Here is a 26,984-nt window from a genome sequence, read left to right as displayed (position 1 = left end):
CGAACTGAAAGAAATAGGGATAATCCTATCGAGCCGGATCGGATTCCTTATTCGCTAACTTGAGTACTTCCGCAGCAGTCAACTGTCCATCCATATCGCCTTCCCAAGTTGCGTTGAAAGGCAGGATGTTTTGCACGCGCGTGGCGCGGTCAAGATAGGTTTGTAACGTCATATTCTGTTGCGTGACTGGCGTGGCTATGGCGCGCGGATTGCGGGTGACTTCATCAAGCAGAGCCTGGTTGATCTTGGTTTGGGCGCGCGCCGCGCGTTTTGCCTTAGGTGTTGCGCGCACGGCGCTTAGCGACTTCTTAAGTAATTGAGCGTGATTGCGCTTATCGTCTTCCAGAATCGGATAGGTTTGCAGATACAATTTCTGGTCAAGCCAGCCGAGCAGGCGGGGTTGATTCACTACGCGCACGGGGGTGCCGACCGGTACACTGTGATATATGCCTACGATATCTTCCGGATACATGCGCAGACAGCCGTGACTGCCGCGCAGACCGACACTCGGCGGTTTGTCGGTGCCGTGAATGGCGTAGCTCGGCCAAGCGAGTTTCAGCACATGCGTGCCCATCGGGTTATCCGGTCCGGGTGGAACAATGGCAGGCAATGGATCGCCGTTTTTTTCGTGTTCTTTACGGATGGAAGGCGTCGGTATCCAAGCGGGATTTTCCTTTTTGGATACAACCTGAGTGATACCTTCCGGTGTTTTCCATTCCACGCGTCCGATGCCGAGTGGATGGGTAATGACTCTCTGCGGTTCACCGGCTTTGGCTTTGGGAAAATAAAACAATCGCATGGCAGCGAGATTGATCACAATGCCTTGGCGCGGCGCATTTGGCAGCACGAACTGGGTGGGGATCACGATTGGAGTGCCTGCTTTCGGCAGCCAGGGATCAACATTCGGATTGGCGCTGACGATTTCCTCGAAGCCCAGGTTGAAACGCCGGGCGATATCGGAGAGCGTGTCATCTTTGTTGGCAGTGATTACCTGAAGCGTGCCGACGACATCATCACGGGCGGGATCGAAGCTGAACTCATGGCTGGCCACCGGAATGGGCAGTGGCTTTACCGATGGTACGGGTGACACCGCTTGTTGGATTGGGACTAATTGGCAGCCGCTCAACAGGAAAAGGCTGATGCAAAAGGCGCATGCGAGACCATCGCGGAGTAACGATAAATGTTTTTTATTCATAGTAATCAACAAGATCATTAAAATTTAACGTGATCGATGGCAGTCAATTTACTAGATTTCTCATGATGACACAACCATTAATCCTAACAAATCAGGATATTCTTAGTGTTATTTAAAGTACTAGCTGAGAGATTGGAAGTGTGTTAATTACGTTATCCAGGACAGTAAATCCGAGTGTAAATCTCTGAGAGTTCAATTCCCTCTCCCTTGGGGCGAAAGCTGGTTGAAAACCACCAGATTGAAGAGTGAAGCTAATACCCCGCTGAATGCGGCGAGGTGCTTTATTTTAAGCCTGTATCAAAATCTAAAAGGAACAATATAATTGATGGCTTAGATAAAAATAAGCATTTTGCTTATTGTCTTATTAGACAGACAAGATCAATATCCCAAAAAAAGAATAATAGTTTGTATCCAAAAGCATTTTGGAACAAGTGAGTAAATCAGTAGAATTTCGAGCTTACCAAAAACGCTAATCAGCATTAACTTTTTTTATGGAGTGATCAAAAATGAAAATGAAACTTAGAGCAAGTTTTTTAGCAATAGCGTTAATATCCTCTACCAGAAGTGTCCGGAGATTTAATTGAATAGATTCAGTTGGTTATTATTTTTCGACATGGTTATTTGCACCTCGGTATTTTTAACCAATTGATCGATAGGTGTTTTCTCGAAAAGAGTCAGGCTTAAAATCTGTAGAATTGTGTAAAGCGAAGCTTCGGTATTGAGCCGCTTTTTCACGATGGCAACCAAGACATAAACCGATATGGCAATCCATATCTGCGTTTTGACTGCGTTCTCAGTAGTTCCGTAGAAACGCTTGATACGAAGATGTTGCTTGATCCACTTGAAGAATAGTTCGACCTGCCAGCGACAACGATAAAGCTGAGCGATGGTCAGCGCAGGTAAGTCGAAGTTGTTGGCTAGAAATACCAGATGCTTGTCGTGTTCTGCATCGTAGAACTTGATACGCCGCAGGTGCTGAGGATAATCCTTGCTAGCCTTGGGAGCCCTTAGGGCAATGGTTTGGTCACAGCGCAGTCCGGTGGATTTGTCCACGGAGCGAGAGTAGACGCGGCGAAAAAGCAGATTGGATTTAGCGCGTGTTACAAAAAATGCTTGTGCTTGGTGCATGGTGTACCAGCGAGAAAAATCGGTGAAGCCCCGATCCATGATGTAAAAGCTGCCAGCTTCGGGTGTCAGGATGTCGAACACATTGACCTCGTGCATCTTGCCATCGCTGATATGAATGAAGGTTGGAATATTGCCGCGCAGGTCAAGCAGCGTATGCATCTTAACGGCAGCCTTGGTGGAGCGGAAGCGTGCCCACGGAAAGACGCTCAAGCACAAGTCAATGGTCGTGGTATCGAGTGCGTAGACCGTTTGTTCCAGCTCGACAGCAAAGCTGTCGCTGGCGTAAAGCTTTCTGGCTGTCTGGATCAGGCTCATCGCGAAATCCATATAGATGCGGCAGTCGCGCTGCTCGTTGGCATCAGCCAACGTACTCTTGGCGATGTTGCCTCGTATGCCCAAATGGTAGAGCTTGGCTTGGTGGGCGCGCAGACAGGTTTCGATGTCGCGCAGACTCTCGCGGTAAGTCAGTTGTGCGAAAGCCATGCACAGAAACTGGTCGAGATGCGAGAACTTGAGTGTTGGATATCGACCTGAATATCTGGCTACGCACTGATGAAACGTGCGCAAAGGCAGGTGCTCCATTAATTGGGCAAACACCAATTTCCCTGCGTGCATATGCAGTCTCCTGACAAAAGTCAGAAGTTTGGCGCAAGTTGAAATCGATTACAGAAAAATATGTCATTTAGTAATGGTCGTTCAACGAGTTATCATGCGACAATTCTCGAATCTCCGGACACTACTGATCCTCTACCAGTGTTATGGCCGCACCTATGCAATGGGGGAACACCGGTCACTGGTATGAATTCATCAGTACCCCTACTTCTGCAACAGATGCATTTACCTTTGCACAAGCTTCTACTTTTGATGGCATGCATGGCTATCTCGCAACCATTACAAGTGCCGACGAAAATTGGTTTGTTTCAAATGATATAGCTGGTGGTTCTTTTGCGTGGCTGGGAGGTTCTGATGCTGGTGCTCCAATTAATCAGTTCACATGGCGTAATGGTCCAGAAACAGGGCAGGCCTTTACCTATACATCTTGGTGGCGTGACGATCCAAACAATGTCGGTGGAGAAGATTATGTCTTCACTAACTATCAAATAGGCTTGTGGGTTGATTACACCGACAGCCCATTTCATAGAGGTGAACCCATTGGATATGTAATTGAATATGGCGACACTCCTCTTCCTCTAGTTCCAGAGCCAGAGACATATGCGATGCTGCTTGCAGGGCTTGGTTTGTTGAGTATTGCGGCACATCGCAGAAAAGTAACTGAAGCGTAATTCAAATTTACAATAAAGCATCCCCGCAGCAAATAGCGAGTGTTCCATTTTTTTCTATTCTTTGAGGTGAGGCAGCAAATGAAATTGAATCGAATCAGCATTTTCTTCGCTTTGCTAGTTCTAAGCTTGGGTTTCGCCGCTCAGTCGCAAGGAGCGAATGTGCCTTTACAGAACGCAACCGCAACGTTTAGCCAAAATTCAGATTTAACTCCCGATAAAACGATCGATGGCATTATATCTGGTCCAGATTGGACTTCATGGGCTGTCTTTCCGCACCAAACCAGTACGCAAATTATCGTGTGGGAAACGCAAAGCGATCAAACATTCAATCACGCATCTGTGAATTTTTTGCTTTATCATCATGACCTTCTAGCTGCTCCGGCGCACAGTTTGGGACATTTTCGCCTTTCTTACACAACGGACAGTCGTGATTTGTTTGCCGATGGACTCGCCAACGGCGGTGACGTGACAGCCAATTGGATACCGATTAATCCTATGCTTATGTCATCAACCGAAGGGGAAACTTTTACCGGGTTGCCAGATTTTTCGATACTGGTATCCGGTGGCGCGAATCAGTTTCCGACTTACACCATAGGCAGCTTACTCACTGCAAGCGGTGTCACCGGATTTCGGCTGGAAGCGATACCCGATCCTTCCTTGCCGCATGGCGGTTCGGGCCGACAACCCGCCAACGGCAATTTTGCTTTGTCTGAGTTCGTAGTTTCGGTAGTGCCTGAGCCGGAAACTTATGCGATGTTGCTGGCAGGGCTTGGCTTGTTGGGTTTTATTGCACGTCGTAGAAAAGAAAACGCCATGTCCATGTAATTGTATATTCTGATAATTTCTATTTATATTCATAAAAGAATAGAGACATATAAAAGAAAGCTGGTAAAGATTGGGGTAGTACTTTAAAGGAGGATCAGCATGAAAAAATCTTTTTTTCAAAAGATAGTTGATGTTATGAAGGTACGTGACTTTGCTCGTGCAGGCAGTGTCGCGCGTTTGGCTACCTTAGGGTTGGTTATGTTGCTGATGGGTCTACCGGCAGTTGCCAAAGACCAATATCTTCTGGTCGGCAGCATTGCTTCCAACGATATCCTTCGTTACGACGCAAACACCGGTGCCTTTGCCGGCGTTCTTATCCCTTCGGGTACAGGTGGGATGGGTCAGCCCCAAAGCATGACTATTGGCCCAGACGGTAACCTGTACATCGGCTCCGGCTCGAACATACTGGAGTTCGATAGCCAAACTGGGAAATTTCTGGAAACGTTTGTGTCGGATAGCCAGATGGGCCAGCCGATCGGTTTAAACTTCGGTCCAGACGGAAACTTATACGTAAGTGACCCTGGAGCTCATGATGGGAGCAAAGTGTTCCGTTTCGATGGAAAAACCGGGGCATCAATGGGTGTATTTGCCACAACCGAACCCAGCGAACGAAACCCGGGGTTCATCGGGAGCGCCTGGGGTCCTGACGGGGATCTATACGTAGCAATGGGTTGGGACGGCTACGTCGCCCATTTCGATGGCGCGACCGGCGCTCGGCTGGCTAACCTGTCGACACCTGAGATAGAGTATGGGAACGGCGCGATGTTCGGTCCGGACGGTTTGTTGTATGTCAGCGATTATTGGATCGGCGAGGTAGAGGTCTACGACATTCACACCGGAACACATGTCAAGACATTGGATGGAGGAATGTATGGTGCTGCTAATATGGAGTTTCGTGACGATGGCAGTCTTCTGGTAGCAAGCGTTTTTACCGACCATATCTTCGAATTCAAAAGCGGCTCCGATTCCCCGACTGTATTTGCAGCAGCCTCCTCTCCATACGCATTGGTGCTATCCGCCGTCCCAGAGCCTTCCACCTACATAATGCTGTTGGCAGGTTCATGCCTACTGGGTTTCATGGCACGCCGCAGAAAAGAATCAGTAATTTAAATTAGGCTTATATTTAATCCAGAATGGGGACTTAGGCTCCCATTTTGTTTCGCGAAATGTGAAAGTTCTGTAGGGCGGATAAGCGCAGCGTCATCTGTCATGAAGCTTGAATGGCATCCACCATCGCTTAAATTTCATGTACAGTGCTACCTACTGAGTTTTCTTATTTAATCACTGATGACATCTGCTGAATCAACCACCATCTTTACGCGTTCCTGGTCGTTGTACGATCTGATCACGCAACACAATTACATGTTTCATCAGGAAATCTACGCGGGCGTGGGGCGGCTGTTGAGCTTGCGCGAGGATACCGGGCGTTACCGTTTGCTGGATTTGGGTTGTGGCAATGCGCGCTATCTGGCGCATTGCCTAAAGCAATCTCCTCCGGCGGTGTATGAAGGCGTTGATTTGTCCGAAGCGGCGTTGATCGAAGCGCGCGGTTATTTGGCCGACTTGCATGGTTCAGCGATTACGCTGACGCAGGGCGATCTGCTGGAAGCTGTCGAAGCCACCGGCAAAACCTGGGATGTGATTTTCACCGGATTTGCGGTGCATCATTTGACGTCTGCGGATAAAGCACGTTTTTTCCAGGCCGTTGGGCGTTGTCTGGCCGAGAAAGGCTGGTTGATTCTGGTGGATGTGGTGCGTGAGGAAAACCAGAGCCGCGAGGATTATTTGGATGGTTATCTGAAATGGATGCGCGACACCTGGAGCAAAATACCGCCGGATCAATTGGAGGAAGCGTGCACGCATGTGCATGATCACGACTATCCGGAGTATTTCTCAACGTTGCAGACAATGGCCGCAGCGGCCGGTTTGCAAGCCAACCGTATCGTCAATCAGTACGGGCAGCACCATACCTTGTTATTTGCGCGTTCTTCCATGCCATAAATCTAAACGGATCCGACAAACCCCTATGCTGCAAAGATTGACCCTGTTGTTTCCGCTCTGGATGATATTGGCCGGTGCTTTGGCTTTGTCCTCGCCGGAGTGGTTGCTGCCGCTGAATCAGGGGCCGGTTGTGGTGTTGATTCTGGCTTTTGTCATGCTGTGCATGGGATTGACCTTAACCTTCGATGATTTCCGCCGGATCGCCCGCATGCCGGGGGTGGTGGCAATTGGGTTTGCCGCGCAATATACCATCATGCCCTTGCTGGCTTGGGGAATTGCAACGGGGCTTGATTTGCCGGTGCATTTTGCGGTCGGGTTGATTCTGGTGGGCTGCTGTCCTGGCGGCACGGCTTCGAATCTGGTGTCTTATATCGCGAAAGCTGATGTGGCGCTGTCAGTGGTGATGACCGTTTGCTCCACGTTGGCGGCGGTGATTCTGACGCCGGTACTGACGCAATTATTTGCGGGCACGCTGGTTCCGGTGGATACCTGGATGTTGTTCAAACAAACCCTGCAAGTCGTGATTCTACCTGTTGTGCTGGGCGTTTTGCTCAATCGCTGGGTGCCGCAGCTTGTGCAGCGCGTGATGCCTGTCGCGCCGCTGCTGTCGGTGCTGGGGGTGTGCGTGATCTGCGCGGTGGTGTTTGCAGCCAATGCTGAGACCATTCTCAAGCATGGCGGCGCGCTGATTCTCGCGGTTGCGTTGTTGCATGGCGGCGGTTTTCTGATTGGCTATCAACTCGCACGGATCCTCGGTTGTCAGACACAGAGCGCCCGCACTATCTCGATTGAAGTCGGCATGCAGAATTCCGGCCTGGCTATCGTGCTGGCCAAACAGGCATTTCCGTTGCTGCCGCTGGCACCGGTTGTGGGGGCGATTTCCGTGCTGATGCATTCTTTGGTCGGCAGTTCGCTGGCGGCGCTGTGGCGGGCCCGGTCATCTTAGCGCTAGCAATAGTTTTTTCTTTCGTTATTCCTGCTGTCGACATATCATTCGACTATTCACTTTCTAACTAAGTAAGCAGCTATGGCAAATATCGGTTTTATCGGTCTGGGTATTATGGGCAAGCCTATGGCCGGGCATTTGATCAAGGGCGGACACAGTTTGTTCTTGCATTCGCGCAGTGGCGTGCCTACAGATTTGGTTGCGCTGGGCGGTAGAGCATTTTCTTCGCCTAAGGTGGTGGCGCAGCATGCGGATATTGTTATTACGATGTTGCCGGATACGCCGGATGTGGAGAAAGTGTTATTCGGGGAGAATGGCGTTGTTGAGGGCTTAGAACCCCATTCTGATCAGGCCAAGATGATTGTGGATATGAGTTCGATCTCGCCATTGGAAACACGCAAGTTTGCGACACGGTTGAATGGGCTGGGGCATGAATATGCCGATGCGCCGGTATCAGGCGGCGATGTGGGCGCGCAAAATGCGACGCTGACGATTATGGTGGGTGCAAGCGCCGCGGTATTTGCAAGGATTAAACCGGTGCTCGAATTGATGGGTAAGACAGTTACCCATGTGGGTGAGACGGGTGCCGGTCAGATTTGTAAAGTCGCCAATCAAATTATTGTGTCATCAACCATTGAAGCCGTGGCTGAGGCATTGCTGTTTGCATCCAAGGCGGGTGCCGATCCGGAAAAGGTGCGGCAGGCTTTGCTGGGCGGTTTTGCAGCTTCGCGTGTGCTGGAAGTGCATGGCGAGCGCATGATCCAGCGGAATTTTGAACCGGGTTTTCGCATCGAGTTGCATCAAAAAGATTTGGATATTGCCTTGGCGAGTGCTTCCACTTTGGGGGTTAGCCTGCCCAATACCGCAACTGTGCGCGAATTGTTTTCTGCCTGTCTCGCACATGGCGGCGCGAAATGGGATAATTCGGCCATTGTAAAAATGCTGGAAAAATTGGCCAATCACGAAATTCAAAAGCATCCGGAATAATTGTATGTCTCCTCAAGAACTCGTCAATAATTTGCGGTCTTTTTTACCTCCAGAGGCGGTGTTGTATGAAACCGAGGATTTGAGGCCGTATGAGTGCGATGGTCTGTCGGCTTACCGGCAATTGCCGCTGGTGGTTGTTTTGCCGCGCACGGAAGAACAAATCATCAAAATCCTCAAGCTTTGCTATGCAACCCAAACGCCTGTAGTGGCGCGGGGCGCGGGAACAGGTCTGTCAGGCGGTGCATTGCCGCATGCCCAAGGTGTCCTGTTGTCACTTGCCAAGCTGAACCAAATCATCGCGATTGACCCGCTCGCACGCATGGCGCGGGTTCAGCCGGGCGTCAGGAATTTGGCGATCAGTGAGGCGGTGGCGGCGTATGGTTTGTATTATGCACCGGATCCTTCGTCACAAATTGCTTGTTCGATTGGCGGCAATGTGGCGGAAAACTCAGGCGGTGTGCATTGCCTAAAATATGGCCTGACAGTGCATAACATTCTCAAATTGCGTGTTCTGACTATCGATGGCGAATGTCTGGAAATTGGCGGCGAAAGCCTGGATAGTGCGGGGTATGATTTGCTGGCGTTGATGACGGGCAGTGAAGGTATGCTGGGCATTGTCACGGAAGTTACGGTGAAGCTGATTCCGCTACCCGAAAAGGCGCAACTAGTAATGGCTGCGTTTGATGATGTGCATAAAGCAGGCAATGCGGTGGCGAATGTGATTGGTGCGGGCATTATTCCTGCCGGTATGGAAATGATGGATAGAATTACCATCCATGCGGTGGAAGAATTTTTGCATGCGGGTTATGACCTGGATGCAGCGGCAATTTTGTTGTGTGAATCGGATGGAGGCACTGAAGAAGTGGCCGATGAAATCGAGCGCATTTATGCCATCATGCAGCAAAGTGGCGCGACTAAAATCAGCACTTCTCGAAATGAAGCTGAGCGGCTCAGGTTCTGGGCCGGGCGTAAAGCGGCATTCCCGGCAGCGGGCAGGGTTTCGCCGGATTATTACTGTATGGACGGCACCATTCCGCGCAAGCATCTGGCGGATGTGTTGGACGGCATTGAAAAACTTTCCCAGGAATATGGATTGCGCTGTATGAATGTGTTCCATGCTGGAGATGGCAACCTGCATCCGCTGATTCTGTACGACGCCAATCAACCGGGTGAACTGGAGAGAACGGAAGAATTTGGCGGAAAAATACTGGAAATGTGTATTCATGCCGGTGGCACGATCACCGGAGAGCATGGTGTGGGGATGGAGAAAATCAATCAGATGTGTAGCCAATTTAACACGGGCGAACTGGAAATGTTTCATGCGGTGAAGGCGGCATTTGATCCTGCAGGACTGCTCAATCCCGGTAAAGCCGTGCCCACACTACATCGCTGTGCAGAATTGGGTGCGATGCATGTGCATCGCGGTGAAGAAAAATTTGCTGAATTGCCGCGTTTTTAAAGTCCATGCAAGCCATTTTTGAGCAATATAAAGAAATTATTTGTACAGCGGCTGAACACAAATCCACGCTGCAGATACGCGGTGGCGGCACTAAAGACTTTTATGGCAACGCGGTAATGACACAAAGTAACACGATACTGGATGCGACAGCTTACAGCGGCATTATCGAGTATGAACCGACTGAGTTGGTCATCACAGCGCGTGCAGGCACCCGTCTGGCTGATTTGGAAGCTGCGCTGGACCAAAAGGGACAAATGCTGGCGTTTGAGCCGCCTCATTTTGGCGCGGCGGCAACATTGGGTGGCTGTATTGCTGCCGGTTTGTCAGGTCCGCGCCGTGCTGCTGTCGGTTCGGTGCGCGATTTTGTGCTGGGTGTCCGGTTACTCAATGGCAAAGGGGATGATCTAAGTTTCGGCGGGCAGGTGATGAAGAATGTTGCGGGTTATGATGTTTCGCGACTGATGGTCGGTGCTATGGGCACACTGGGGATGTTGCTTGAAGTCTCGCTCAAAGTCTTGCCGAAGCCGATGACCGAAATAACTCTGCATATGCAGATGGATGAAGCTACAGCCATCGAGAATATGAATCAATGGGCCGGTAAGCCGCTGCCGATTTCTGCGACATGTTATAGGAATGGTGAGCTGTTTCTCAGGTTATCCGGTGCTGAGTCCGCGGTACGCGCAGCCCAGTTAAAATTGGGCGGTGAAGAATTACGTGAATGTGAAATTTTCTGGGAATCGATACGCGAACAAACGCATAGCTTTTTCCAGTCTGCTGACTCTCTGTGGCGTTTATCGATCAATCCGGCAACACCGCCTCTAAATTTACCTGGAGAACAGCTAATAGAATGGAATGGTGGTTTGCGCTGGCTACTGGGTGATGAAAAATTGGATGCAGTAGCCATTCGCAAAACAGCGAAAGATGCGGGGGGGCATGCCACCTTGTTTCGCAGCAATGAGCCGGGTATTTCCGTGTTTCATCCGCTTGATCCCGGCATGAGAAAAATTCATTGTGCGCTGAAAGAAAAATTTGATCCGTCGGGGATCTTGAATCCTGGCCGACTCTACTCTGAGATGTAAATGCAAACTAAGCTCGCTGATTTTATAAGAAATTCTCCGCAAGGACAGGAAGCAGACGCCATTCTACGCAGTTGTGTGCATTGCGGTTTTTGTTTGGCTACTTGCCCGACTTATCAGATTCTGGGCGACGAACTGGATAGTCCGCGCGGTCGTATTTATCTGATGAAGCAGATGATGGAAGGACAGCCGGTTACGCAAAAAACACAACTGCATCTGGATCGTTGTTTGACTTGCCGTGCCTGTGAAACAACTTGTCCATCAGGAGTGCGATATGGAGAATTGGTAGATATCAGTCGCGATCTGCTTGAAAAGCAGGTAAAACGTGACATCAAATCTGATATTGTGCGTTATATGCTACGCAAGATCTTACCAAACGCATTGATATTCAACGTATTACTTAAGTCTGGGCAGGCAGTGCGTCCATTTCTGCCAGAAAGTTTAAAAAAAACAATCCCGGTCAAGTCTAAACCCGCTAAAAAATGGCCTGTCGCAAATCATGCGCGCAAAATGCTGGTCCTTGATGGTTGTGTGCAACCGGTATTAGCGCCCAACATCAATGCAGCGACTGCACGTGTACTGGATAATCTCGGTATAGCTTTGATTAGGGCAGAGAAGGCGGGATGTTGCGGTGCTGTTACTTTTCACCTGAATGCCCAGCAGGAAAGTTTGGATTATATGCGCCGTAATATTGATGCGTGGTGGTCATGGGTAGAACGGGAGGAGGTTGAAGCGATTGTGGTAACAGCCAGCGGGTGTGGTGTAACTGTGAAAGAATATGGCCACTTATTACAGCATGATCCGGTATATGCCGGGAAAGCGGCCAAAATATCAGCACTTGCAAAAGACATCAGCGAAATACTCTATGTTGAGCTCGAAAATATTGCGCGATTGATGGATAAGCGAAATATCAATACCGGTAAGACAAAGCTGTCTTTTCACTCCCCTTGTACTTTGCAACATGGCATGAAAATTCGTGGTGTAACTGAGAAAATATTGGTTGCTGCCGGTTTTGACTTGACCATAGTTCCCAATGCACACCTTTGCTGCGGTTCGGCCGGAACGTATTCAATTCTGCAACCTGAACTTTCGCAGCAATTACTAAAAAACAAAGTGATCGCCCTGGAGTCTGGTAAACCTGATCAAATTGCTACTGGCAATATTGGTTGTCTGATGCATTTACAAGGTGGCACCGCGAAATCTGTCAAGCACTGGATTGAATTGGTTGATGAACGATTAGCCTGTGGTGAATAGATTTAATGTATTTATATAGTGCAATTCCGCAAATTTTGTTTATGATCAAAATCAAATTCCGGCTATTGTTTGTGCTGAGAAATTGAGAGCCTCTGTTTGCTGGTTGTATACGGTAACTCGATTTGTCATTGCTTGATAAGCAAGGAAATTGCCGGAGATCTATAAGTTAGAGGACTAAAAATTTTTATTTCGATTAAAATTCTGAATTTTTTGTTATACAATCCCGTGCTAAGTTGTTCGGGCGGAATTTCTGAGCATACATAATTATGAAAAAATTAGCTTACAGATAACAAATTGGAGAGAACATGAAGGTAGTTCCTAGAAGTGGTTGGGTAGCAAGATTAAGCGGCGCCATATTGGCATCTTTTTTAGCACTGCCGGTATATGCACAGTTAATGCTGGCGCATGAAGGTCATCATGACGCAGGAGGGTGTACGATAACCAATGCTGAATTTCCAATCGCATTCAGTGCTTATGAGGTTCCTGAAAACGATCTGCCGCCAATGCACTCATATTGTTCAAATATACCAACGCCTGGTAGAGTGCAACTAACTATAGAATTGTCTGACTGGGATTCTCGTGAAATACCCTTGGCTGTGCGTTTGGTAAAAGCCGGACATGACGGTCACGGCGGAGGACATAGCGATGGCCATAAAAGCGCGGCAGTAAGTAAAAGTAAAGAAGGGTCAAACAATGAAGAAGACCACAGCGGCCATGATATGGGTGATCACCAGGATCATGTAATGGAACATGAAGGGCCCGGGCACACAGATCCCAGTGCTGGCGAGCATGGTATTAATTACATTCCATATATGAAACATGCTTCTGGAATTATAGTGGTTTCTGCAGTACTTGAAAAAGGGAACTATGAGATTTTGCTAGAAAGAAAGGATGATGCGGGTAATGTAGTTGTTGCTGGCCGTGTTCCTTTTGGTGTCGGTGGTAGTGGCGGCCATGGTAGTCATGGCGGTGGTTTTGGTCTGATGGAATTTGTCGTATTACTGCTGGTATCTGTTGGCGGCGGATTTTATTTTTTACACCACCGGAAATCGAAACAGTTGGCAGATAAATCTTAATATATTCTTTGCTGAAGAGAAGCTGATCGAATTGTCTTGACAGTAAAGATCTGGCTAAGTAGTCTAGTCAGGCAGATCGTTATGAACCGTAAGTGGAACGAAGGAGAAGCTTGCGGTAGAAGACAAGAAGAACGACGAGAGCAAGAGAAGGCAAAAATTTTGGAAAAACAAAGGAGAGAGAGATGGTTGCCAAGCTATGGCTGAGGATAGTTACGGTAATGTTGGGAGGGCTGCTGATAGGAGTGGCACAAGCGAACATACCGACAGTTCCGAATGAATTATATGAAGCACTGAAGCTGGACCGTGAGAAGACGAGTCCAAAGGAATTATACGAAGCGCTGGTGAAGCGTTACAAGGATCCTGCGCAAGGAGCGGGTCCTGGAACGTTGGCGCAATACTGGGAACCGATACCGTATGGAATCTATCTGGACCCGGCGACCTTTTACAAAGCACCTACATCGAACAAAGACGTAGCGAGCCGTAAGGAATGCGTAGAATGCCACACTGACGAATCGCCGGTATGGGTACAAGCCTGGAAGCGCAGCAGCCATGCGAACCTGGACAAGATCCGCAACCTGAAGCCAAGCGACCCTACTTTTTACAAGAAAGGGAAACTGGAAGATGTAGAGAAGAACCTGCGTTCGATGGGCAAACTGGCGGAAGGCGAGCAACTGAAAGAAGTCGGTTGTATTGACTGCCACGTAGAAGTTGGTGCGAAGAAGAAAGCGGACCACGCCAAAGACCTGAAGATGCCGACGGCAGACGTATGCGGCACCTGTCACCTGCAAGAATTTGCAGAACGTGAATCGGAACGTGATACGATGATTTGGCCAGCAGGCCAATGGCCGGATGGACGTCCATCACACGCCCTGGACTACAAAGCAAACGTAGAAACCACAGTTTGGGCGGCAATGCCACAACGTGAAGTAGCCGAAGGCTGCTCGATGTGTCACACCAACCAAAACAAATGCGACTCCTGTCATACCCGCCATGAATTCTCAGCGGCAGAATCACGCAAGCCAGAAGCCTGCGCAACCTGCCACAGTGGTGTAGACCACAACAACTGGGAAGCTTACTCAATGTCCAAGCACGGCAAGATGGTGTCGATGTTGGGTAACCAATGGAACTGGGACGTGCAATTGAAAGATGCGTATGCCAAGGGTGGTCAGAATGCACCAACCTGTGCAGGCTGTCACATGGAATACGAAGGTGAGTATGCCCACAACATGGTTAGAAAGATCCGTTGGGCGAACTATCCATTTGTTCCAGGCATTGCAGAGAACATCAACAGTGAATGGTCGTCAGCTCGCTTGGACTCATGGGTTGTCACCTGTACCCAATGTCACTCAGAACGTTTTGCTCGCTCCTACCTGGAATTGATGGACAAAGGTACGTTGGCAGGACTGGCTAAATACCAAGAAGCGAATGGCATTGTTCATCAACTGTACAAGGAAGGTTTATTGACAGGTCAAAAAACCAACCGTTCTGCACCGCCAGCGCCAGAGAAAGAAGGCTATGCATATTTTGCACAGCTATTCTGGTCTAAAGGCAACAGTCCGGCAGCAATTGAGCTGAAAGTACTAGAAATGCATGAAAATGACTTAGCGAAGATGCACGTAGGCTTAGCCCACGTTAATCCAGGTGGCTGGACCTACACCGAAGGCTGGGGTCCAATAAACCGTGCTTATGTTGAAATTCAAGACGAAAACACCCGCATCCGTGAAATGGTTGCACTGCAAGAACGTGTTAAGAATCTTGAATCCAAGAAAACCAGCTTACTGGACTTAGACGGCACAGCAGAGAAGATCTCGCTGGGCGGTTTAGGTGGTGGCATGCTGCTGGCCGGAACACTGGCCTTAGCAGGCTGGCGCAAACGTAAGCAAAGCGAAGCTTGACAAGCACTAACGCAACCGATCGCACTACCGCCCAGGTAGCGCGATCGGGAGACAAACTACTCCCGTCATTAGGTATACTCCTGGTGACGGGAGGTTTGGTTTTATTGGGCTGGTTTGCTTATCTTTGGTTTAAACTGCCGCCTGCCCCCTACCAATATCAACTGATTGCGGAAGGTGACAATAAACGATTCTCCCAAATGAACCTGGATGATTGGCCGGAGCTAAAGCTAGGTCAATACAAAGTACAAGCGGACGGAGTAGACAAACCGATTGCTGAATTCATCGTTGCGAGACAAAATGAAGGGCCGCCGGTACTGATCTACTGGAAGAACAGTACGAATGAAATACTGTACAATTTTGACAGAAAGCCATCGGAACTCAGTGCACTGGCAGCAGCGATCAGCAAGCACGCACCGAAAGACGCCCTGATACTCTCCTGGTGGGACACCTCTCGGCAAATCAAACTGCTTACCGGACACGACACGCTTTTTACCAATCATCTGAACGAGCCACTGATGATACCGGTAACCTGGTTAGAACAAAGTAAAGCCATTCAAGCCTATGAAAACCAATTCTGGGGAAGCAAAGCCAACCCAAAGGAACGGGAACAATTTGAACGCTTCAGTCAAGCACTGGCAGCCCCCGCAGAAGAAGGTATCAAGCAACTGCGCGAACTGATTGGTTCAAACCGGGAAGCGTATGTAATCGTACACGTCACTGACCTATACAGACTAGGAATCATGTACCCGGAAAAAATGGGTGTTGCATATCAGAACTTCCCCATGACAGGCAACATGCACGGCATGATCAATCAAATGAAAATGCAACTCAAGCAAAATGGTTTTGATACCTACACACTACAATCCGTATCGGATAATGAAATCAGAGCATTCTTTCTGAGTGATAAAGCCAGTAGTGAAACGTTATTAGCAAGAATGCTGCCCTTTGTAGACAAGAAAGCGCCAGTGGAATTGGACGTGGCACAACTGATATATCAACAAGGCGGTTACTGGGTTTACAAAATACCTTAAGAAGAATAAGGCACAAAAGCTAAGTGAGACTGCAAGTAAAAAGAGACAACTGAAGAACCAAAAAAATACAAAGCGAACACATAGTCATTTACACAATCTGATGATAGCGTACAATACGCGGCATAAAAACTTGAATTAAAAAAAGCATAAGGAGGAAGGATGAAACACCCAATAGCTTACATACTTGCTGTTTTGGCAATGATCGCATTTTTTAGCGGTGCGGCAATAGCAGACACCTTTGAAGGACGCAGCAAATGCAGCTCCTGCCACAAATCGCAAGCCAAATCATGGAAAGACACGGCACATGCGAAAGCGATGGAATCGCTGAAGCCTGGTACACGTAAAGAAGCCAAAGTTAAAGCCAAACTGGATCCGGAAAAAGACTACACGCAAGACAAAGACTGTGTAGGTTGCCACGTAGATGGATTTGGCAAGAAAGGTGGATATACGATAGATACACCGAAGAAACCACTTGCAGCGGTTGGCTGTGAATCCTGCCATGGACCTGGAAAGAGTTACCGGGGAGATCACCGTAAAGCAGGGCAAGTATTTGAAAGTAAAGGAACCGCAATGCAACGCAAAGTAGTTGCTGACAAAGGCCAAGACTTTCACTTTGAAGAAGCATGTGCTGCCTGTCACTTGAACTATGAAGGCTCACCTTGGAAAGGCGCGAAAGCACCTTACACCCCATTCACACCGGCTGTAGACCCGAAATACACCTTTGACTTTGACAAAATGGTCAAAGATGTGAAAGCGATGCATGAGCATTATAAGCTTGACGGTACCTTCGCAGGAGAGCCCAAATTCAAGTATCACGACGAATTCCAGGCGAATGCTAAGGAAAAGACAGGGGATAAAAAAGGTAAAGGAAAAGAGTAATGACAGGCATACAAAAAGGCGCGATAGGCACGCTACTGACAGGGGGGTTACTGGGGATAGTACTGGTAGCGGTTGTATTTGGAGGAGAAGCGGCACTCTCAACGGAAGAGTTCTGTACCAGCTGTCACTCGATGACCTATACGCAGAAGGAACTAAGGGAATCGACGCACTATGGAGCACTGGGAGTAAATCCCAGTTGTAAAGACTGTCATATACCGCAGGGATTCAAGAACTTTCATTTAGCGGTATATTCCCATGCGGTAGATGGAGCCAGGGAATTATATTTGGAACTGATTAATGATTATTCGACGCTAGAGAAGTTCAATGAACGTCGTTTGATTATGGCGCATGATGCGCGCATGAACCTGAAGAAATGGGACAGTATAACCTGTCGCGACTGTCACAAGAACCCAAATCCACCTGGAGCGGATGCACAGGAAGCGCACAAGAAGCTAAAGACGGAAGGAGCGACCTGTATAGATTGTCATCAGAATCTGGTGCATGAAGAGGTTGCAAAGACAGACCTGAATGCGAGCTTAGCGGCTGGTAAGATGGTACTGCAGAAAGAAGAGGATAGTGGCGCAGACGAAGAAGGCGAAGATGAAGATGAGGATGCGGCGAGTGAAGTAGAAGCTGAAGCTCAGGGTGACGAGGATGACGAGGATGAGGAGTAATTTCAGCCCGGATTCTCACATCTGAAATAGAATATATAGAATTCTGAAGATATATTATCTCTCCAGAATTCTGTAGATAGCAGAAAGGCATCACAAAGAGATAGTTTTTTTTGATAAATTTTATTTTTACACATCTAAAATAATCAACATTATTTTAGATGTGTAAGTGTTTAATAAAATTCTTCCGAAGTAAATCAATGCTAATCCTAATCTCTTTATTAGAAAGTTAATTATTTACTTTCCTCGATTAGCGACTCTCTTACTATAATGCTTCAACTTATAGAAGGGCTTTCACTGTGGCAGAAGAGTCACACAATAAAATAGTTCACGCTGGCAAATTAGGATATAGCTTTCGTCGTCATTTGCGCGAAAGATTTATAGAAACATTTCTATTTTTGTCAGCAGTGCTTTCGGTTGCCATAATGCTTGCAATCATTATGATGCTGGTGAAAGAATCATTTGTATTTTTTCAACATGTATCTATCTGGGATTTTCTAACTGATACGCAATGGACACCATTATTTGATGATGCACACTATGGGATTTTGCCATTAGTTTCCGGTACGGTAGTGAGTTCTCTTATTGCGCTTCTGGTTGCTCTTCCACTAGGAACTATTATTGCAATCTATCTTTCAGAGTTCGCACCATTCACCGTACGTGAAATAGCAAAGCCATTCCTTGAACTGTTGGGGGGTGTGCCGACAGTTGTTTATGGTTATTTTGCATTATTATTTGTAACTCCGTTGTTACAAGTTATCTTTCCTGAACTGCCTGGTTTTAACTTACTATCTGCCGGATTAGTTATGGGGATTATGATTATCCCGTATGTAAGTTCGATGACTGAAGACGCTATGCGCGCAGTTCCTATGAATTTACGAGAAGGCTCTTATGCAATGGGGGCTACTCGTTTTCAAACGGCAATTCGGGTTGTTATGCCGGCAGCATTTTCTGGAATTGCGGCCGCATATATATTAGGTATATCACGCGCGGTAGGTGAAACAATGGTGGTTGCAATTGCAGCAGGGATGCAACCAAATCTGACATGGAATCCAATGGAACCTGCGGCAACAATAACAGCTTATATAGTACAGGTTAGCTTAGGTGATTTGCCTCATGGAAGTATTGGTTATCAAACCATATTTGCTGCGGGTTTAACTTTGCTGCTAATTACGCTTGTGTTTAATATTATTGGGCATGTATTACGCAAGCGTTATAGAGAAATTTATTGATTGAGTTGGAATAAATATCGTGTCATAAGAAGTGCGAGCTAATTTGCTGTACCTTTAGTGTCTTTGGAAATGCTAGCAGGTGATGTTTGACGATGAAAAATGTTAACAATCTAGATGAGATTAGAAGAATTATCAGTTTGCATAAAAAATGGGATTTCATTTTTATGATAGCTGGTGTTTTTGCACTGATGATTGCAGTAATGACCTTTATGGCGTTATTTGCACATATGCTGATTGATGGAATGCCGCGTTTATCCTGGGATTTCTTTACGTCATTTCCATCACGAAAACCTGAGTCCGCCGGAATTTTATCGGCTTGGGTTGGCACTACTTTAGTTATGCTAGTCACAGCGGTTGCAGCAGTACCCTTAGGGATAGGATCGGGCGTTTATTTGGAAGAGTATGCTCCTAGAAATCTGTTAACAGAAATTATCGAAATCAATGTAACAAACTTAGCCGGTGTACCTTCAATAATATATGGTCTACTTGCATTAGGATTATTTGTATATCAACTAGGTTTCGGACAAAGTATTTTAGCAGCGGGATTGGCTTTGGCGCTACTGATTCTACCTGTTGTTATTGTAGCAACGCGTGAGGCGATTCGATCTATTCCCGTAACAATTCGAGAAGGCGCATATGCACTAGGAGCAACAAAATGGCAAACCGTATCGGACCATTTATTACCGTACTCATCGGCGGGAATTCTAACAGGAATTATAATCGGTCTGGCGCGAGCTATCGGTGAAACAGCGCCGATTATTACTATTGGAGCACTGACATTTATTGCATTTTTGCCGCCATCGCCCGTGAAGAATGAATTTCCATATGTTTCGATTGAATGGCTAACAGCGCCTTTCACTGTGATGCCAATACAGATGTTTAACTGGGTATCGAGGCCAGAAGAAGCTTTTCAACTGAATGCAGCAGCAGCGGGTTTAGTATTAGTAGTCATGACGCTTGCCATGAATGGTCTGGCAATTTATTTACGATATCGTATGCGTAAAAATATTAAGTGGTAAAAGAATCGTGCAAAATAACTCCGACAAGAAAAACGTACTGAGACAGTTTAAATCTGAAGTAAAGAATTTGAATTTCTATTATGGTGGATTTAATGCGCTGAAAAAGATCGACATGGTGCTACATGATAAAAAAATTACAGCATTAATAGGGCCATCAGGTTGCGGTAAATCAACATTTTTACGTTGTTTTAATCGAATGCATGATTTATATCCCGGAAATCGATATGAAGGTGAAATTATATTGCATCCTGATGATGTAAATATTTTAGCGTCTAACGTTGATCCGATTGAAGTGCGGATGAGAATAAGTATGGTGTTTCAGAAGCCTAATCCCTTTCCGAAATCAATCTATGAAAATGTTGCTTATGGATTACGTGTTAGAGGGATTAAGCAACGAGCTATTTTGGATGAGAAAGTTGAGGTGGCTTTACGTAATTCAGCTTTATGGGATGAAGTAAAAGATCGCTTGCATCATTTGGCATTTAACCTGTCTGGGGGACAACAACAGAGGCTTTGTATAGCGCGTGCACTTGCAACTGATCCAGAAATATTGCTATTTGACGAACCAACTTCAGCGCTCGATCCAATAGCGACTGCCAGTATTGAAGAATTAATAACTGATTTAAAAAATAAAGTCACTATATTAATAGTAACTCATAATATGCAACAGGCTGCGAGAGTATCTGATTATACAGCTTATATGTACTTAGGTGAGTTGATAGAATTTAACGTGACAGATACAATATTTATCAAACCACAGAATAAACAGACAGAAGATTACATAACAGGTCGGTTTGGTTAATCCATGTAAAGCGATGTAAGACAGGTATTATTTTTCGGTAAATGGGTAATATTTAATTTCATATCTGAAATAAGAAGAATCAGTTGTTAAAAATAATTTAAGAATTTGTATAAATTAAGAATCTGTAAAATATTAAATTTCTAACCTTAAATTAGTGCACATAAATAGGCGCAACAATAAAGATCTAGAATTGACTTGATGAAGAATGAAGGGTAGCATCGCCCATTTTGGTAAGCTGATGCAAGAGAGGTGATATGCGCAAAAAGATGGTGGCTGGTAACTGGAAGATGCACGGTAATTTGGTTGAAAATAAACAGCTACTCGATGCGATTGTTACGGGCTTGAATGGATTATACAAGGTTAATTTTTTTGTTTGTGTGCCTTATCCCTATCTACCGTCGGTACAAAGCATATTACAGAATACGAACATAGCTTGGGGTGCTCAAAATTTAAGTCAGTTTGAAAGAGGCGCATATACAGGAGAGATATCGGCTTCCATGTTGAATGATTTTGAATGCCGCTATGTAATTGTAGGACACTCGGAAAGAAGGTCATTATTTGGTGAAGATTCTCAAATCGTCGCTGAAAAATATCAAGCAGCCCAACGGGCTGGTATAACTCCTATCCTATGTGTAGGGGAATCACTTGAACAGCGTGAGGCGGGTACAACAGAGCAAGTTATTGAAGAGCAGTTAGCAACGGTTATCAAATTGGCAGGAGTCGAATCGCTAGCTAAGGCGATTGTCGCTTATGAGCCAGTATGGGCTATCGGTACGGGTCGAACAGCATCGCCGGAGCAAGCTCAAGATGTGCATTCTTTTATAAGAGAAGGTATAGCTAAGCAAAATGTAAATATAGCCAAAAGCTTAACTATTCTATATGGCGGAAGTGTCAAAGCAAGCAATGCATCAGCGCTATTTGATATGTCTGATATTGATGGTGGTTTAATTGGTGGTGCATCACTGGTTGCAAATGATTTTGTTGCGATATGTCGCGCTTTACATCAATAAATTTTTTGGAGTAACACGTTGGAAATCTTGGTCTGGGCAGCACATGTTTTGTTAGCGATTGCGCTAATCGTTTTGGTATTATTACAACATGGAAAAGGTGCGGACATGGGAGCTGCGTTTGGTAGCGGCTCAGCGGGCAGTTTATTTGGAGCAAGTGGTTCAGCGACATTTCTGAGCCGTGCAACAAGTTTTGTTGCTGCGCTTTTTTTTGCAACAAGTATGAGTTTAACTTATCTTTCTGTGAATCAAACTGGAAGTGGAAAAGTCATGAGCATCATGGATCGGATCGAGGAATCTGAAAGTGGATCTGAAGTCGAGCTGGAAAAAAATTCGTCTTTAGAAAAGGATCGTGTTATACCCGAAGTTGAAGGAAACTCAAAAGTTAATCAGATACCAGAGTAGCTTCTTTGATAGAAATATTGTGGCAGATTTTTGATCAAAAAATGCATAGTTTTGCCGCCGACGTGGTGGAATTGGTAGACACGCCGTCTTGAGGGGGCGGTGGCGAAAGCTGTGCGAGTTCGAGTCTCGCCGTCGGCACCACGCAAAGATCGTATCAGTATAGCTTGTAACAACAAATTCAGTTTCTGGAATCTGTCACATTTAAATAAAAGATCAAATATGCTTGAAAACTATTTTCCAATATTACTTTTTCTTGTTGTTGGATTTTTGGTTGGTGTTGTACCCATGCTATGTGGTTGGCTACTTGCACCAAATCGTCCTGATAGTGAGAAGTTATCGCCATACGAATGCGGATTTGAAGCCTTTGAAGATGCGCGAATGAAATTTGATGTGCGCTATTATCTGGTCGCAATTTTATTTATCTTATTTGATCTGGAAATTGCTTTTCTCTTCCCGTGGGCAATCGTACTTGATGAAATTGGAATGTTTGGATTTATTGCTATGATGATATTCCTGAGTATCCTGGTGGTTGGATTTATCTACGAATGGATGAAAGGAGCATTAGAATGGGATTAAAGTTATGAGTATAGAGGGAACTCTTGAAAAGGGTTTTATTACAACCAGCTTAGACTCAATTATTAACTGGGGACGTACTGGCTCCATGTGGCCAATGACCTTTGGATTGGCTTGTTGTGCAGTTGAGATGATGGAGACAGGAGCGTCACGTTATGATCTTGATCGATTTGGTATAGTGTTTCGGCCAAGTCCGCGGCAGTCCGATGTCATGATTGTGGCGGGTACATTATGTAACAAAATGGCTCCAGCTTTACGTAAGGTTTATGATCAAATGGCTGAACCGCGCTGGGTAATATCGATGGGATCGTGTGCAAATGGTGGAGGGTATTACCATTACTCATATTCAGTAGTACGTGGTTGTGATCGCATAGTACCGGTTGATATTTATGTGCCTGGTTGCCCTCCCACAGCAGAAGCTTTGTTATATGGCATTATCCAGTTGCAAAATAAAATAAATCGTACCAACACCATTGCACGATAATTCCTATGCTTACTAATTATCTGGAAAAGCTTGCAGAATCGTTGCGGGGTGTGCTCGGGGATAAACTGATCAGTTTGCAAATTCGGTATGGAGAAGTAACTATCAATGTGCGTGCAGAAGACATATTAGCAGCCAGTGAAATGTTGCGTGACAGTCCTACTCTGATTTTTGATACGTTGATTGATTTGTGTGGAATTGATTATTCGACGTATGGTGACGCGCTTTCTGAAAAAAATAACTTTAAGAATAGGCGCTTCGCCGTGATATATCATTTACTTTCGGTTGATCATAATCATAGATTGCGTATTCGGGTTTTAGCTGAAAACAATGATTTTCCGGTAGTGAATTCAGTCACTGAAATATGGCCTGTCGCTAACTGGTTTGAACGTGAAGCATTCGATCTTTATGGCATTGTTTTTACTGGACATCCCGATCTGCGAAGAATATTGACAGACTATGGTTTTATTGGGAATCCATTTCGTAAGGATTTTCCAATAACAGGTCATGTTGAAATGCGTTATGATGCGGAACAAAAGCGCGTTATTTATCAGCCTGTCACTATTGAGCCGCGAGAGATAACGCCGCTCGTGATACGCGAAGAAAATTATGGGGACTGTGAATCCTGATCTTCGTACGATTTCAGTGCATGGATTATGTTTTTAAATAAGAATTTTGTGAAATAACTTATGGCTGAAATACGTAATTACACCATGAATTTTGGACCTCAGCACCCGGCAGCTCACGGCGTGTTGAGATTGGTACTTGAATTAGATGGCGAAGTTGTGTTGCGTGCGGATCCCCATATTGGATTGTTGCATCGTGCAACTGAAAAATTAGCGGAAAATAAGACTTATATTCAATCAGTTCCATATATGGACCGATTGGATTATGTTTCGATGATGGCTAACGAACATGCGTACGTCATGGCTATCGAAAAACTGCTGCAAGTTGAAGTGCCAATAAGAGCACAGTACATACGTGTAATGTTTGATGAGATTACTCGTATACTGAATCACTTGTTGTGGATTGGCGCGCATGCGCTTGATGTCGGTGCTATGACAATGTTTCTGTATGCTTTTCGTGAAAGAGAAGATCTGATGGATTGTTATGAAGCAGTATCAGGGGCTCGGTTGCATGCTGCCTACTACAGACCTGGTGGAGTATACCGTGATTTACCCGATACTATGCCTCAGTATCAATCATCGAAAATTCACAATCAAAAGCAGACTCGTCTTCGAAACGCTAATCGAGAAGGATCTTTATTAGATTTTATTGAAGATTTTACGAATCGTTTTCCAAAGTATGTTGACGAATATGAAACATTATTAACTGACAATAGAATTTGGAAGCAACGATTGGTAGATATTGGTATCGTTTCTCCTGAGCGTGCTAAAGCGTTAGGTTTTACTGGTCCGATGTTACGTGGTTCTGGTGTGGAATGGGATTTAAGAAGGAAACAGCCATATGAAGTATACGACCGTATGGATTTTGATATACCAGTAGGCGTTAATGGTGATTGCTATGATCGTTATTTGGTGCGTATGGAGGAATTTCGACAATCTAATCGCATCATTAAGCAATGTGTAGATTGGTTGCGTAAGAATCCTGGACCGGTGATCACTGATAATCATAAAATTGCACCACCTTCACGTGTAGATATGAAACAAAATATGGAAGAGATGATTCATCATTTCAAATTATTTACTGAGGGTTTCCATATACCTCCGGGGGAAACTTACGCAGCGGTTGAACATCCCAAAGGTGAGTTTGGTATCTACTTAGTATCCAATGGGGCTAATAAGCCTTATCGACTAAAAATACGTGCACCTGGATTTGCACATCTGGCTGCTTTGGATGAAATGTCGAGAGGACACATGATTTCAGATGTAGTAGCAATCATTGGCACACAAGATATAGTATTTGGCGAGATAGATAGATAATAAACGATGTTAAGCACAGAGTCCCTTAAAAGAATTGATCGAGAGATCGCTAAATATCCGGCTGAACAAAAGCAATCCGCTGTCATGTCAGCGCTTGCAATTGCACAAGATGAAAAGGGTTGGCTGGCCAATGAGACAATGAATTTTGTGGCTGAATATTTAGGGATGCCTCCCATTGCAGTCTACGAAGTGGCCACTTTTTATAATATGTATAACCTCGAGCCCGTGGGTAAATACAAGATTATGGTATGCACTAATTTACCTTGCGCGCTATCTGGTAGTAATGATAGTGCTGCCTATTTAAAGAAAAAATTAGGCATTGAATTTAACCAGACAACTCCTGATGGTAAATTTACGCTAAAGGAAGGTGAGTGCTTTGGGGCTTGTGGTGATGCACCGGTGCTATTAGTCAATAACAAACGCATGTGTAGTTTCATGTCTAATGAAACGATCGATAAATTGCTGGAGGAACTGAGCGAATGAATCAGTATCCGAAGACATTAATGCATGGTGTTGACCCTTCTGATCCGGAAAATTGGCGGCTCAGAAATTATGAGAAACGTGAAGGCTATGCAGCGCTTAGAAAAATACTGGCTAAGAAAATTACGCCTGAAGAAGTGATTGAAGAAGTTAAGAAATCTGCACTTCGTGGTCGGGGGGGGGCTGGCTTTCCCACCGGATTGAAGTGGAGTTTCATGCCTAAAGGATATGAAGGAAGCAAATATATCGTTTGTAACTCAGATGAAGGCGAGCCTGGTACATTTAAAGATCGGGACATTATGCGATTTAACCCGCATTTATTGATCGAAGGCATGATAATAGCTGCCTATGCAATGGGTGTTAAAGCTGGCTACAACTATATTCATGGTGAGATATGGGAAACTTACGAGCGCATGGAAGAAGCTGTAGAAGAAGCGCGAGTGGCGGGTTATCTAGGGAATAATATTCTGGGATCAACATTTAGCTTCCAACTATACAATCATCATGGGTATGGGGCTTATATTTGCGGTGAAGAAACGGCATTGTTGGAATCCATAGAAGGCAAGAAAGGACAGCCGCGCTTTAAACCGCCTTTTCCAGCAAATTATGGCCTGTATGGCAAACCGACCACTATTAATAATACTGAAACTTTTTCTTCGGTTCCCTGGATTATTCGTAATGGTGGAGAGAAATATTTGCAACTTGGTAAACCTAATAACGGTGGTACAAAACTATTTTCAGTATCAGGGCATGTTAATAAACCAGGAAATTATGAAATACCGCTAGGAACACCTTTTGCTGAGTTATTGGAATTGGCAGGAGGGATGCGCGGAGGACGAAAATTAAAAGGCTGTATCCCGGGTGGATCGTCGATGCCAGTATTACCTGGTGATATTATGATGCAAACGGATATGGACTATGATTCTATAGCGAAAGCAGGGTCTATGCTCGGCTCGGGGGCCGTCATCATCATGGATGACACAACCTGCATGGTAAGAGCGCTGGAAAGATTGTCATATTTTTATTACGAAGAGTCATGCGGTCAATGTACGCCGTGTCGTGAGGGTACAGGATGGCTTTATCGTATTGTTAATCGCATTGAACATGGCAAAGGCCGACTTGAAGATCTAGATCTGCTTGATAATATTGCTGATAACATACAGGGACGAACAATTTGCGCCTTGGGCGATGCTGCGGCAATGCCGGTGCGTGCAATGATTCAGCATTTTAGGAACGAGTTTGTTTACCATATAGAGAATAAGAAATGTATGGTCTAATTGTTCTTATGCTAAGTAATTAGCACGCATCATTTTTTTAATTCGTGATTAACCCAAGA

The 26,984-nt window shown here is 45.7% G+C and carries 27 protein-coding genes and 1 tRNA gene; 26 read left to right on the top strand and 2 right to left on the bottom strand.

The genetic code is table 11. The features are described 5' to 3' along the window. Positions 1-25: 25 nt before the first annotated feature. Both NIT79A3_RS17985 and NIT79A3_RS14575 read right to left on the bottom strand, forming a co-directional pair. On the bottom strand, positions 26-1,195 hold the full coding sequence (locus NIT79A3_RS17985) for a L,D-transpeptidase family protein (protein WP_156797097.1): 1,170 nt from the start codon (positions 1,193-1,195) through the stop codon (positions 26-28). A gap of 576 nt (positions 1,196-1,771) precedes the next feature. Beyond that, a complete protein-coding gene (locus tag NIT79A3_RS14575) occupies positions 1,772-2,938 on the bottom strand; it encodes an IS4 family transposase (RefSeq protein ID WP_013964525.1) in 1,167 nt (388 codons plus the stop codon). Positions 2,939-3,081: 143 nt separating this feature from the next. On the opposite strand from NIT79A3_RS14575, the gene NIT79A3_RS19590 reads away from it, so the two are divergent. From NIT79A3_RS19590 to nuoF, 26 genes are all read left to right on the top strand, one after another. After that, positions 3,082-3,606, top strand: coding sequence for a PEP-CTERM sorting domain-containing protein (locus tag NIT79A3_RS19590; RefSeq protein ID WP_013966918.1), 525 nt, complete (start codon positions 3,082-3,084; stop codon positions 3,604-3,606). Positions 3,607-3,684: 78 nt separating this feature from the next. Next, positions 3,685-4,431 carry an FxDxF family PEP-CTERM protein gene (locus NIT79A3_RS19585; RefSeq protein WP_013966917.1) on the top strand — a complete coding sequence of 249 codons (747 nt, stop codon included), beginning with the start codon at positions 3,685-3,687 and terminating at the stop codon, positions 4,429-4,431. A gap of 99 nt (positions 4,432-4,530) precedes the next feature. Next, positions 4,531-5,541, top strand: coding sequence for a PEP-CTERM sorting domain-containing protein (locus NIT79A3_RS19580; RefSeq protein WP_013966916.1), 1,011 nt, complete (start codon positions 4,531-4,533; stop codon positions 5,539-5,541). A 177-nt stretch (positions 5,542-5,718) separates the two neighbouring features. Then, entirely contained in the window at positions 5,719-6,432 is a 714-nt protein-coding gene (locus NIT79A3_RS14555) for a class I SAM-dependent methyltransferase (protein WP_013966915.1), read from the top strand. A 25-nt stretch (positions 6,433-6,457) separates the two neighbouring features. Then, positions 6,458-7,378, top strand: coding sequence for a bile acid:sodium symporter family protein (locus NIT79A3_RS14550; protein WP_013966914.1), 921 nt, complete (start codon positions 6,458-6,460; stop codon positions 7,376-7,378). 81 nt (positions 7,379-7,459) lie between these two features. Next, the gene (locus NIT79A3_RS14545; protein WP_013966913.1) at positions 7,460-8,365 is read left to right on the top strand and encodes a 2-hydroxy-3-oxopropionate reductase; all 906 of its coding nucleotides are present in this window, start codon (positions 7,460-7,462) and stop codon (positions 8,363-8,365) included. Positions 8,366-8,369: 4 nt separating this feature from the next. Next, complete coding sequence (locus tag NIT79A3_RS14540; protein WP_013966912.1) at positions 8,370-9,824, top strand: FAD-linked oxidase C-terminal domain-containing protein; 1,455 nt, start codon at positions 8,370-8,372, stop codon at positions 9,822-9,824. Positions 9,825-9,829: 5 nt separating this feature from the next. Continuing rightward, the gene (gene glcE / locus NIT79A3_RS14535; RefSeq protein WP_013966911.1) at positions 9,830-10,903 is read left to right on the top strand and encodes a glycolate oxidase subunit GlcE; all 1,074 of its coding nucleotides are present in this window, start codon (positions 9,830-9,832) and stop codon (positions 10,901-10,903) included. Next, positions 10,904-12,154, top strand: coding sequence for a glycolate oxidase subunit GlcF (gene glcF / locus NIT79A3_RS14530; protein ID WP_013966910.1), 1,251 nt, complete (start codon positions 10,904-10,906; stop codon positions 12,152-12,154). It abuts the gene before it with no gap. 305 nt (positions 12,155-12,459) lie between these two features. Beyond that, a complete protein-coding gene (locus tag NIT79A3_RS19185) occupies positions 12,460-13,230 on the top strand; it encodes a hypothetical protein (RefSeq protein ID WP_013966909.1) in 771 nt (256 codons plus the stop codon). A 182-nt stretch (positions 13,231-13,412) separates the two neighbouring features. Then, on the top strand, positions 13,413-15,125 hold the full coding sequence (locus NIT79A3_RS14520; protein WP_013964980.1) for a multiheme c-type cytochrome: 1,713 nt from the start codon (positions 13,413-13,415) through the stop codon (positions 15,123-15,125). Continuing rightward, positions 15,122-16,156 carry a hydroxylamine oxidation protein HaoB gene (gene haoB / locus NIT79A3_RS14515; protein WP_013964981.1) on the top strand — a complete coding sequence of 345 codons (1,035 nt, stop codon included), beginning with the start codon at positions 15,122-15,124 and terminating at the stop codon, positions 16,154-16,156. Before NIT79A3_RS14520 ends, haoB begins: the two co-directional genes overlap by 4 nt. Before the next feature lie 159 nt (positions 16,157-16,315). Beyond that, a complete protein-coding gene (gene cycA / locus NIT79A3_RS14510; RefSeq protein ID WP_013964982.1) occupies positions 16,316-17,035 on the top strand; it encodes a cytochrome c-550 CycA in 720 nt (239 codons plus the stop codon). Continuing rightward, positions 17,035-17,709 carry a NapC/NirT family cytochrome c gene (locus tag NIT79A3_RS14505; RefSeq protein WP_013964995.1) on the top strand — a complete coding sequence of 225 codons (675 nt, stop codon included), beginning with the start codon at positions 17,035-17,037 and terminating at the stop codon, positions 17,707-17,709. The genes cycA and NIT79A3_RS14505 overlap by 1 nt, the downstream gene beginning before the upstream one ends. Positions 17,710-18,005: 296 nt before the next feature. Continuing rightward, positions 18,006-18,938, top strand: coding sequence for a phosphate ABC transporter permease subunit PstC (gene pstC, locus NIT79A3_RS14500; RefSeq protein ID WP_013966908.1), 933 nt, complete (start codon positions 18,006-18,008; stop codon positions 18,936-18,938). A gap of 92 nt (positions 18,939-19,030) precedes the next feature. Continuing rightward, positions 19,031-19,957, top strand: a complete 927-nt coding sequence (pstA, locus tag NIT79A3_RS14495) for a phosphate ABC transporter permease PstA (protein WP_013966907.1) — start codon at positions 19,031-19,033, stop codon at positions 19,955-19,957. After that, on the top strand, positions 19,905-20,759 hold the full coding sequence (gene pstB / locus NIT79A3_RS14490; RefSeq protein WP_013966906.1) for a phosphate ABC transporter ATP-binding protein PstB: 855 nt from the start codon (positions 19,905-19,907) through the stop codon (positions 20,757-20,759). The genes pstA and pstB overlap by 53 nt, the downstream gene beginning before the upstream one ends. Positions 20,760-21,013: 254 nt before the next feature. Next, the gene (gene tpiA, locus NIT79A3_RS14485; protein WP_013966905.1) at positions 21,014-21,769 is read left to right on the top strand and encodes a triose-phosphate isomerase; all 756 of its coding nucleotides are present in this window, start codon (positions 21,014-21,016) and stop codon (positions 21,767-21,769) included. An 18-nt stretch (positions 21,770-21,787) separates the two neighbouring features. Continuing rightward, complete coding sequence (secG, locus tag NIT79A3_RS14480) at positions 21,788-22,171, top strand: preprotein translocase subunit SecG (protein ID WP_013966904.1); 384 nt, start codon at positions 21,788-21,790, stop codon at positions 22,169-22,171. A gap of 56 nt (positions 22,172-22,227) precedes the next feature. Next, a tRNA-Leu gene (locus NIT79A3_RS14475) sits at positions 22,228-22,312 on the top strand. Positions 22,313-22,390: 78 nt separating this feature from the next. Beyond that, on the top strand, positions 22,391-22,747 hold the full coding sequence (locus NIT79A3_RS14470; protein WP_013966903.1) for an NADH-quinone oxidoreductase subunit A: 357 nt from the start codon (positions 22,391-22,393) through the stop codon (positions 22,745-22,747). 4 nt (positions 22,748-22,751) lie between these two features. Next, on the top strand, positions 22,752-23,228 hold the full coding sequence (locus NIT79A3_RS14465) for an NADH-quinone oxidoreductase subunit B (protein WP_013966902.1): 477 nt from the start codon (positions 22,752-22,754) through the stop codon (positions 23,226-23,228). 5 nt (positions 23,229-23,233) lie between these two features. Then, on the top strand, positions 23,234-23,854 hold the full coding sequence (locus tag NIT79A3_RS14460; protein ID WP_013966901.1) for an NADH-quinone oxidoreductase subunit C: 621 nt from the start codon (positions 23,234-23,236) through the stop codon (positions 23,852-23,854). 60 nt (positions 23,855-23,914) lie between these two features. Continuing rightward, on the top strand, positions 23,915-25,168 hold the full coding sequence (locus tag NIT79A3_RS14455; RefSeq protein WP_013966900.1) for an NADH-quinone oxidoreductase subunit D: 1,254 nt from the start codon (positions 23,915-23,917) through the stop codon (positions 25,166-25,168). Between the two features lie 6 nt (positions 25,169-25,174). Next, positions 25,175-25,651: an NADH-quinone oxidoreductase subunit NuoE gene (gene nuoE / locus NIT79A3_RS14450; protein WP_013966899.1), complete on the top strand. Its 477-nt coding sequence runs from the start codon at positions 25,175-25,177 to the stop codon at positions 25,649-25,651. Beyond that, complete coding sequence (gene nuoF / locus NIT79A3_RS14445; protein ID WP_013966898.1) at positions 25,648-26,925, top strand: NADH-quinone oxidoreductase subunit NuoF; 1,278 nt, start codon at positions 25,648-25,650, stop codon at positions 26,923-26,925. The genes nuoE and nuoF overlap by 4 nt, the downstream gene beginning before the upstream one ends. Positions 26,926-26,984 lie beyond the last annotated feature (59 nt).

Source organism: Nitrosomonas sp. Is79A3 (assembly GCF_000219585.1).
Taxonomy (GTDB): Bacteria; Pseudomonadota; Gammaproteobacteria; order Burkholderiales; family Nitrosomonadaceae; genus Nitrosomonas.
The sequence above is the reverse complement of the archived record's forward strand: the minus strand, read 5'-3'. Positions and strand labels throughout refer to the sequence as shown.

Excerpts from the sequence above, each read along its gene's own strand:
- NIT79A3_RS17985 (WP_156797097.1), bottom strand. The coding sequence starts at position 1,195 with ATGAATAAAAAACATTTATCGTTACTCCGCGATGGTCTCGCATGCGCC.
- NIT79A3_RS14575 (WP_013964525.1), bottom strand. The coding sequence starts at position 2,938 with ATGCACGCAGGGAAATTGGTGTTTGCCCAATTAATGGAGCACCTGCCT.
- NIT79A3_RS19590 (WP_013966918.1), top strand. The coding sequence starts at position 3,082 with ATGGCCGCACCTATGCAATGGGGGAACACCGGTCACTGGTATGAATTC.
- NIT79A3_RS19585 (WP_013966917.1), top strand. The coding sequence starts at position 3,685 with ATGAAATTGAATCGAATCAGCATTTTCTTCGCTTTGCTAGTTCTAAGC.
- NIT79A3_RS19580 (WP_013966916.1), top strand. The coding sequence starts at position 4,531 with ATGAAAAAATCTTTTTTTCAAAAGATAGTTGATGTTATGAAGGTACGT.
- NIT79A3_RS14555 (WP_013966915.1), top strand. The coding sequence starts at position 5,719 with ATGACATCTGCTGAATCAACCACCATCTTTACGCGTTCCTGGTCGTTG.
- NIT79A3_RS14550 (WP_013966914.1), top strand. The coding sequence starts at position 6,458 with ATGCTGCAAAGATTGACCCTGTTGTTTCCGCTCTGGATGATATTGGCC.
- NIT79A3_RS14545 (WP_013966913.1), top strand. The coding sequence starts at position 7,460 with ATGGCAAATATCGGTTTTATCGGTCTGGGTATTATGGGCAAGCCTATG.
- NIT79A3_RS14540 (WP_013966912.1), top strand. The coding sequence starts at position 8,370 with ATGTCTCCTCAAGAACTCGTCAATAATTTGCGGTCTTTTTTACCTCCA.
- glcE (WP_013966911.1), top strand. The coding sequence starts at position 9,830 with ATGCAAGCCATTTTTGAGCAATATAAAGAAATTATTTGTACAGCGGCT.
- glcF (WP_013966910.1), top strand. The coding sequence starts at position 10,904 with ATGCAAACTAAGCTCGCTGATTTTATAAGAAATTCTCCGCAAGGACAG.
- NIT79A3_RS19185 (WP_013966909.1), top strand. The coding sequence starts at position 12,460 with ATGAAGGTAGTTCCTAGAAGTGGTTGGGTAGCAAGATTAAGCGGCGCC.
- NIT79A3_RS14520 (WP_013964980.1), top strand. The coding sequence starts at position 13,413 with ATGGTTGCCAAGCTATGGCTGAGGATAGTTACGGTAATGTTGGGAGGG.
- cycA (WP_013964982.1), top strand. The coding sequence starts at position 16,316 with ATGAAACACCCAATAGCTTACATACTTGCTGTTTTGGCAATGATCGCA.
- NIT79A3_RS14505 (WP_013964995.1), top strand. The coding sequence starts at position 17,035 with ATGACAGGCATACAAAAAGGCGCGATAGGCACGCTACTGACAGGGGGG.
- pstA (WP_013966907.1), top strand. The coding sequence starts at position 19,031 with ATGAAAAATGTTAACAATCTAGATGAGATTAGAAGAATTATCAGTTTG.
- pstB (WP_013966906.1), top strand. The coding sequence starts at position 19,905 with ATGGTCTGGCAATTTATTTACGATATCGTATGCGTAAAAATATTAAGT.
- tpiA (WP_013966905.1), top strand. The coding sequence starts at position 21,014 with ATGCGCAAAAAGATGGTGGCTGGTAACTGGAAGATGCACGGTAATTTG.
- NIT79A3_RS14470 (WP_013966903.1), top strand. The coding sequence starts at position 22,391 with ATGCTTGAAAACTATTTTCCAATATTACTTTTTCTTGTTGTTGGATTT.
- NIT79A3_RS14465 (WP_013966902.1), top strand. The coding sequence starts at position 22,752 with ATGAGTATAGAGGGAACTCTTGAAAAGGGTTTTATTACAACCAGCTTA.
- NIT79A3_RS14460 (WP_013966901.1), top strand. The coding sequence starts at position 23,234 with ATGCTTACTAATTATCTGGAAAAGCTTGCAGAATCGTTGCGGGGTGTG.
- NIT79A3_RS14455 (WP_013966900.1), top strand. The coding sequence starts at position 23,915 with ATGGCTGAAATACGTAATTACACCATGAATTTTGGACCTCAGCACCCG.
- nuoE (WP_013966899.1), top strand. The coding sequence starts at position 25,175 with ATGTTAAGCACAGAGTCCCTTAAAAGAATTGATCGAGAGATCGCTAAA.
- nuoF (WP_013966898.1), top strand. The coding sequence starts at position 25,648 with ATGAATCAGTATCCGAAGACATTAATGCATGGTGTTGACCCTTCTGAT.